This window comes from Vibrio sp. 1557 (assembly GCF_033340175.1).
Taxonomy (GTDB): Bacteria; Pseudomonadota; Gammaproteobacteria; order Enterobacterales; family Vibrionaceae; genus Vibrio; species Vibrio alginolyticus.
The window spans coordinates 1-6,049 of sequence record NZ_JAWOVZ010000053.1; the positions used below are offsets into that span (position 1 = coordinate 1).

The following is a 6,049-nucleotide window of genomic DNA, read 5'->3' on the forward strand; positions in this document are numbered from 1 at the left end:
GGGTTAGGAACCGACCCAACACCATCCCCCCGAACAGTATTGCTAGGGTTAGAAGTATTGGTATTACTAGGTTTAGTCGTCTCTGGTTCGCGATACTGCTCACTACGTTTTTTCGCAAGGTGCTGATTTCGCTCTCTAAGCCCCTGCCTGTTTGCCTCAAGTCGTTTGTCACGCTCATTGCGAAATTTTGCAGCTCTTGCTGCCTGTTGCTTTTCGAGGTCTTCAATGCCTCCGTAATCTTTGCCATATATTGCGCCCTTTAGGCGTATTGCTTTTTGGTGTCCATCAGCTTTAAAGGAAATGGACGTTTTAGTGTTTCGTGTGACCTCAATGCCATCGATGGCATTAAGAGCATTTATAATGTCTTGTTGACTGTTCAGGTCGCCGTCAGCGGCAAGCTGAAACACATAAGCATCAACTTGCTCCATTAACTCTCGCCTAGGCTTGGAGTTGTCTCCAAGGGTAAAGGTGCGTGCTTTTAGTGGGTCGTTTGGGTCGCTAAATCCGTATGTGTCGTTTGCTATCGATTTCCACATATCGATGCGCTTTACATCGCGAGTATGAACGTAAGGCGTAAGCGCCTTACCAGTCCTAAGATCCATATTTACCACATGAAAATTAAGCTCTAGACGGTCTTTATCTCGGTGTTCTATCCACACAATATCGTACTGATCAGGTTCAAAACCTGTCATTAAAGTCTTCTCGAAAGACTCCATAAGCTCTTGCTTTTGCTTGGTGGGGATATTCGCTTCTTCGAATGACAAACAGCCGTAAGTGTACGCCTTGGAAAACCTAGAGGATTGCTTAAGCAACTCCCTTGTTGTGTCCGGGTTACCGGACAAAAGTGTAGGGGCAACTTTTCGCGTTTTAGTTCCTCCTTCGAGGTATTCGAGACCGTTATTAACGGACGTATGATCCCCTTTGAAAAACTTAACTATCATCGGGTTCTTGTTTAATTAACTTACTTAGTAGCTCGTTGGTCTCGGCAAGCCGAGCCTGAACGGCTATTAAATTTAGTGCTCCACCTGTTGTTTTTTTAACGGTGTTAATTTGGCGTGCAATTTGGTTAATGTTGTTGCCGATAGAAGCAACCTCTTTGACCAATTTTGGATCTTGCTTTAGTTCTTTGTATCGAGGTTTGTTTACAAGTGAATTTGGGTTTAGTCCAAGGTCACGAAGCCACCTCGATGCATTGCCATTTGCATTAGCAAAAATCTGGTCTTTTTCATCCTTCGTGACACGAACCTGAATCATCTCCAAACGAACGGGACGTTTATGTTTACTCATGGTTTTGGTTTTTTGTTTTGCTGCCAGTAGGGCAGTGCTTTGGGGAGGGATTAAAGGGAGGGTTTACCCTACCCTTTGCCAGCGATTTGAAAACTACGGAACGTAGGTACAAATCTATGCTGGCTAAAGAAATACCTCTTACGTAAAGATTAATAATTAATCATCGTAATGACAAACTGCTGAATTTACTTGTATTGTTCAAGCTGTTTAATTAGCTGTTCGTGCTTTGGGTTTGTTGTGTGCGGAATGGCTGCATTTAGCTCTGAAATATCGTTTTTAAGAGCCACAAAAAGAGGGTGAGATAGCACGCTTTCTTTGTATTTTTCATCAGTAAAAAACGGGCTGTAACGAGACTCGCCAGAGCGATTAAATAAGCCTGTCAACTTTGTTTTTGATACACAGCGACCACATGAAATTGTGATTGCTGAAATCGCTTCTCTGACGCTCATATTGAGTTCTTTTGAGTCGCTTAAACTAGGTAAGTAATATTCGATAATAAGCGAGCGTGCAACCTTCACAGCGTGCGCTTTGCGCCCAGACAAACGCGCCTTAATACTACGCATTGCTTCATCGAAATCTTTGCTATGAGTTGTTGGCGCGCAGCGTTTTGCTGCTGTAATTACTTCTGTGTTGTACTTCTCGTAAGCAATATTAACGAAGTGTAATTGAAGGATAAGAGCCTCTTTTACAATGTTTTTTTCTTTTTTCATGTTAGTTGTTTTTGATGATTTATTTAAAAGTAGGGTATTTTTTGCCGTCATTTAAGCTAAAAGGTCGTCCTTTTAACTAGGTTTAAGAAAAAAACATAAGGCACTGTTTGTAATGAGTTCATCACCAATCACTTAACTAAAAGATCGTCCCTTTAACTAGTGTTTGGAGTATGGCGCGATAGCAACTTAGCGGTGTTGGTAGCATCCAGAAACTAGTTAAAAGGTCGTCCTTTTAGCAAGCTTGTTAGGGCGTAAGGGCCGGCCTAGCTAAGAGGTCGTCCCTAAAGCTTGCTAGCATACTCGTGGCTGGTGGATATTGTTGATTTCAGGGGTTTGGCGCAAATTAAGACTCAACCCCCCATTATCGTAATCGCTAGTTTTCATTAACAAATAAAAGCTGGTGGCATAGGTCGTATTTTCATGCGCAAAGTGTCTGTTTTAGCAGCTTTGTGGGGCAAATAGTACGTAACTCGATCTCGTTGTTCGTCTTACGTACTATATGTAAAAGGTCGCCAGTAGAGGCGACCTTTCGTAGTTCGTACAAAGTGCCGTTATGTTAAATCTTAATCAACTTAGACCTCTGTTCTGCATCCAATTTTTCAATACTTATAATGTTTAAAGTGTTTGAAGACACTTGGGATTCTGACAACTCAACATTAACACTATCAGGAAGACTGAACATCGCACCAGTTGCAGGGTCGATAACTAACATGCCAAGCAAACCACCAAAAAGAATATTCCCAAAATACCAGCCATCAACAGAGCTTTCTAAAGTGTAAGTATTATCGAAATAACCTTCTTTTTTAAGATTGATAGTGTACGTCTCACCATCGAAAAACCCCGCACCAGCATCAAGAGTTATAGTGGAGGGGGTTAAACCTTTCTGTACAATTTCACCATCTTCGTTGGAGATAGAAAATGTAGCACCCTCAGGGTTACTGTGAATTGTGACCGGATAATCTGATTTACTAACGATTGTAGAACAACCAGAAAGAATTGTTGCCGCAATAGCTGAAAGGATTATTTTATTCATTAATATTACTTCCATACATAGACTAATTAATCAAACTGGTGCATATGTTAACAAAAACCAATGAATCGGTGAATTAGTAATTTAAGGTGTTTATTATGCCCATTATGTTAAATTCGTAAGTTAGCCATCAAAAATCATCGTTCCATTGCCTATAAAGCCTCTAGGGCCGTTTTTAATCACTTAACCTCACCTCCCCCCCCTGAAATGGGACTGTAAGTTTGTGACTCTTTCTGGACGATTTACAGGGCAAAAAGTTCGTTGTTCGATTGAAACAAAAATCGCCCTCTAAGGCCGATTTTTCTATGTTTTAAGAGCAAGTTTTTTTTGATACGCCTTACGTATCATCATATAAAGCGTGTGTTTACCACCACCTGCAAGCTCAACAACAAGGTTTTTTGTGAGAAAGGTTTTGGTGTTTTTATATTGCTTCTGTCGCCATGCAGTTTTAAACGCCCTTTTTACGTTACTTGGTAACGCTGGTGGCATCCCACGATTTTTTATGCTTCGCAAAAGTGCCACGCTCTACTCCGGCTTCCTCCGCCATTGCTCGAATGCTCGGCATCTTTGGAGCGTCTTTGTAGCGTTCCAGAACAGAAAAAACCTTGGCTTGAGCCTCTTTCGCTCTGCGTTCATTGTCGCTGGTGGCTGATGGTATGCTTGATTTCTTAGCTGGTGTTACTGGCTTTTGTGTATCAGCGATACGTGTTACCGCGTCACTGAGTGTAACCAGAGCCTTGGTGAGTTGCGTAACAGTAGAGCGTAAAGCCTTTATTTCAGCGCATAGCTCTGCATTACTTGATGTATCGGGTGTAACGCTCGATACATGAAATAAATCTTGTTGAGCAACCTCGGTAGGCGTTATTTGATTGATTTCTTGGCGGTCAAGGTAACGAACACCATCCTCTTCGATGTATGAGAGCTTACCATCGCGCATATAGCGATACAAAGTGTTACGGCTTATACCTGTAACCCTAACGGCCTCATTGACACGTAACGTGCTATTTTCCATTAATACACCAATGATACAAGTTAGATACACGAGCCAAGGTGTAACACCGAGGCATAACGTTACATACCATAACAAATACTAAGCCGCTGAGTAGCTTAAATGGCACATTTAAGTGGTCGAAGTGGAATAAAACATTACTTAGTAACGTATTAAATGTGATGGGCGACCACCTGGAATGTAAGTGAGTGTTTTACTAGAACTCTCACGCTATGGTTAGACGATTTTTGTGGGTGGCTGTTTTTTTCTTAAGTGCCGATCACCCCCTAACGGGGGCTAATATCTGATAGACACCGTGTGATACCTTTTGATGATCAGTTTTTGATCCGCTTCCAGTGACGCTTAACCGTTGCTATACCTACCCCAGAAAGCTCTTGTACGGCTTTTTGAGTGGCTTTTTTGCCATCAGCAAGCAAAGAGGCATAAGCGGTCGTCATCTTCGATAAAACGTCATCAGTTCGCTTTTGATTTGTGTAGTGTGCACCAACGGCCTGACGTGTTTCTAAGGGCTGGTGGGGATCAAGGTTTAACCTGCGTTCTTTAACCCTGATATTGGCTCTGTTTCGCCATGTCCAGTTAGCTACGCTCTTAGAAATACCAAGCGCTTCCTTTTCTTGTAAAGGCTCTTTGAATCTATCGTTAAGCTTTTGAACGTGACAATCTAGATCGTGATGAAAAGCTTGGCATGTATCGAAGTTATGCACTGCACCATAAGCGTAGTAACGCAATACGTTGAACAGGCTAACGTTACGTTCGTAGTCACACAGTTCCGCTGTATCGATGTTGTACTCTTTCTTATCGAGAACACCACAACCATCGTGAAGCTCTGCGAGCGAATACTCGTGATTGTGCAGCACTGAAACGCACCAATCGCTGTGTAATGGGTTTTTTGTCATTAGATGACTGTAACCCTCATCAGCACTCAATAAACGCTTATATGTGCGTTGTATGGCGGCCAGATAGGCTAGAGGTTTGCTACGTGCATTTTCTGATGTAAATACAGGGCTAACAGCATATGCCATGTGATACTTACGACTATCACGACTCATAGCGACGTAGTTAGGAACTGGCAGGTTGTGCCTTTCCCACGCCCATTCACCCAAGAATGGATCATCTATGTCGAATATCAGCCATGCGCAGCGGAGGTGGCTGTTTAGCTGTATGTAACTGTGGGTTAGTGCGTGTGCAACGTTCCGTATCAGGGATGCGGTTTTGTCGTCACTGCAATATGGCCTTTTAGGTAAGTGTGCATGTACTCGCGCCTCGAATTTGTTCATATAGTTCTTTTCGGTTTTTTACTCCAAACCAAAGAACCTGATAGGCTTGCAATGCAGAGAAGTGGTACGTATACTTCATGTAAATCAAAGCCTCCTTTGGTTCTGGTTTGAAAACTTGTTTATGAAAAGAAATCCGTAGGTCGCCAAACTTAGCGGATTTTTTTTCGTCTGTAAGAAATGTACTCTCTTACTTCCCTCAGATCAAATGCTTACACACCCAACGCTACCGAAATCTGTTTTTTGGTCGTGAGGCTGGTTGTTGTGGCTTCGCTGGTGGTATTTCCTTTGGTTTGTTTGATGCGTTGATTGGCTTACTATCAAACGCTTGAGCCTTGATTATTGCTGGCCCCCATCCTGAGCTTTTAAGTAGGCGTTCAAGCTCGACACAGTTTCGTTTAGTTGCTTCATAGCCACTTCCAAGCTCTCCCGCTTCTGCTTTTCGCTCGCTAGCTCGCTCTGCAATGATTTCAATTGTTTTTCTAACTCTTTCGAAGAGTTGGCGTATCCATTTTGCAGGGCTTTTAGGTTGGTTAATATCGTTGTTAGCATGGTTGTTTATTTGTGTTTTTGGGGCTTGATTTGGCAATACAGTTGTTTTGGATTGCTCTGATCTTTCACTACCTGTAGGCACTTCTGGAACGTGTTGATCTCGTATTCGTGGGTTAGGAACCGACCCAACACCATCCCCCCGAACAGTATTGCTAGGGTTAGAAGTATTGGTATTACTAGGTTTAGT

General features: G+C 42.5%; 7 protein-coding genes. All 7 read right to left on the reverse strand.

Annotated elements, in window-relative coordinates; all coding sequences use genetic code 11:
• On the reverse strand, nt 1-941 hold a 941-nt coding region (locus tag R7070_RS24185), incomplete at its 3' end, for a relaxase/mobilization nuclease domain-containing protein (RefSeq protein ID WP_318141319.1).
• Entirely contained in the window at nt 931-1,287 is a 357-nt protein-coding gene (gene mobC / locus R7070_RS24190) for a plasmid mobilization relaxosome protein MobC (protein WP_012806057.1), read from the reverse strand. The genes mobC and R7070_RS24185, both read right to left, overlap by 11 nt.
• A gap of 185 nt (nt 1,288-1,472) precedes the next feature.
• Nucleotides 1,473-1,997: a hypothetical protein gene (locus R7070_RS24195; RefSeq protein ID WP_318141320.1), complete on the reverse strand. Its 525-nt coding sequence runs from the start codon at nt 1,995-1,997 to the stop codon at nt 1,473-1,475.
• Nucleotides 1,998-2,553: 556 nt separating this feature from the next.
• On the reverse strand, nt 2,554-3,030 hold the full coding sequence (locus R7070_RS24200) for a hypothetical protein (protein WP_203493327.1): 477 nt from the start codon (nt 3,028-3,030) through the stop codon (nt 2,554-2,556).
• Nucleotides 3,031-3,493: 463 nt separating this feature from the next.
• Nucleotides 3,494-4,039 (reverse strand): helix-turn-helix domain-containing protein, encoded by a 546-nt coding sequence (locus R7070_RS24205; RefSeq protein ID WP_031780731.1) that lies wholly within the window; start codon nt 4,037-4,039, stop codon nt 3,494-3,496.
• Between the two features lie 311 nt (nt 4,040-4,350).
• Nucleotides 4,351-5,313 (reverse strand): replication initiation protein, encoded by a 963-nt coding sequence (locus R7070_RS24210; protein ID WP_318141321.1) that lies wholly within the window; start codon nt 5,311-5,313, stop codon nt 4,351-4,353.
• A gap of 223 nt (nt 5,314-5,536) precedes the next feature.
• Nucleotides 5,537-6,049: hypothetical protein (locus tag R7070_RS24215; RefSeq protein ID WP_318141322.1), on the reverse strand; the 513-nt coding region annotated here is incomplete at its 5' end.